The organism is Streptomyces sp. NPDC059851, assembly GCF_042732005.1.
Lineage (GTDB): Bacteria > Actinomycetota > Actinomycetes > Streptomycetales > Streptomycetaceae > Streptomyces.
Genome location: NZ_JBHWJJ010000299.1, coordinates 1 through 1,527, shown reverse-complemented (window position 1 = coordinate 1,527; position 1,527 = coordinate 1). Strand labels below are relative to the sequence as shown.

Below are 1,527 nucleotides of genomic sequence, written 5' to 3'. Positions count from 1 at the left end.
CGCCGCGGCCGGGGCGGGGACCCCCGCGGCGACGGGGCCCCCCGCGGCCGCCGCGGCCGCGTAGGCGTCGGCCAGAGCGGCCGTCACCGCGTCCGCGACCGGATCGGCGGCGGCGCCCGCGCGGCGAGCCAGCACGACACGGCTCGGCGGGTGGCCGTCGACCGGGACGAAGGCGATACCCGGGCGGGCGTGCCGCCGCGCGGCCCCGGCCGGCAGCAGGCCGGTCGCCCCGTCCCAGAGGACCGCGTGCAGACACTCCTCCGCGGACGTCACCACCGGGCCGGTAGCGTCCTCCTCGGCCGCGAGCCAGTACGCACGCCAGCGAGCGTCGGTCCCGGCCGGCAACCGGAACCGCGGGCGTCCCGCGAGCTCCGTGACGTGCAACCGCGGTCGGGCGGCCAGCGGATCGTCCGCGCGCAGCGCCGCCACCACGGGCTCCACTCCGAGCAGGCGTACGGCCAGTCCGGCAGTGTCGAAGGGGAGCCGGGTCAGTGCGAGGTCGGCCTGTCGCTCACGCAGCCCGCCCGTGGGATCCGTGACGGGCGCCTCCCGCAACCGGACCCGCAGCCCGGGGTGGGTGGTCCGCAGTACGGCCAGCGCCGCGTGGCCGGCGTCCAGACCCGCCCCGGCGACCGTGCCCAGGACTACCTCTCGTTCGGACTCCGCGGCGCGCACCCGCTCCCGCGCACGTTCGGCCCGCTCCAAGAGGTCACGTGCCTCGACGAGCAGGACTTCCCCGGCCGGGGTCAAACGAGCCCCGGTCGGAATCCGGTCGAACAGGCGGCACCCGAGATCCGTCTCCAGTTCCCGGATCCTGCGGCTGAGGGGCGGCTGGGCGAGGTGGAGCCGCGCGGCCGCCCGGCCGAAGTGGCCCTCCTCCGCTACCGCGACGAAACAACGCAACGCTCGCAAGTCCATGACCGGCCACGATACCGAGAACGGCACCACCCCTGCGAAACCGGTCTTGGACGCGGCAGGGGGATCCACGGTGAGCTGGATCCGTTCCCGGAACCACACACGTGCCGGACCTCATCTTCCGCAAGGAGTCTCCATGTACGCCCACCCCGACGACCTGCACCGCGCCCGATCCGTCGGCGCCGCGGCCGCGCCCGAGTTCGCCGCCTGGCTCGCCTTCCAGAACGCGGTCGACCGCGAGGACGGTGCGGTGCCGCGCCGCTACCGCGAACTGATTTCGGTGGCGGTGGCCCTGGTCACGCAGTGCTCGTACTGCCTCGACGTGCACACCGCCGCGGCCCGCCGGCACGGCGTCACCGCCGAGGAACTCGCCGAGACCGCCTTCGTCACCGCCTCAGTGCGCGCCGGCGGCACCCTCGCCCACGCCCTGCTCGCCGATCGCCTCTACGAACAGCACGGCAAGACCGCCCACTCGCACGAGTAGGTACACGCCCGGCCCGGAAACACCCGCGGATCCGCGCCCACGCGGCCGGGCGGAACCCGCCACGCGCAGGGCGCCGACCGGCTCGCTCCTCGGTGGCGCTCCGGACCGGAAACGCCGAGGGTCCTGTC

At 75.4% G+C, this 1,527-nt stretch carries 2 protein-coding genes; one reads left to right on the top strand and one right to left on the bottom strand.

The genetic code is table 11. From position 1 onward, the window contains the following. Positions 1–918 (bottom strand): LysR family transcriptional regulator (locus ACFV7Q_RS38855; RefSeq protein WP_385435672.1); only part of this gene is annotated, 918 nt, incomplete at its 3' end. 133 nt (positions 919–1,051) lie between these two features. Between ACFV7Q_RS38855 and ACFV7Q_RS38850 the strand changes: the two genes are divergently transcribed. Next, complete coding sequence (locus tag ACFV7Q_RS38850) at positions 1,052–1,399, top strand: carboxymuconolactone decarboxylase family protein (protein WP_385435671.1); 348 nt, start codon at positions 1,052–1,054, stop codon at positions 1,397–1,399. Positions 1,400–1,527: the final 128 nt, after the last annotated feature.

Coding starts and splice junctions, on each gene's coding strand:
- ACFV7Q_RS38850 (WP_385435671.1), top strand. CDS start 1,052: ATGTACGCCCACCCCGACGACCTGCACCGCGCCCGATCCGTCGGCGCC.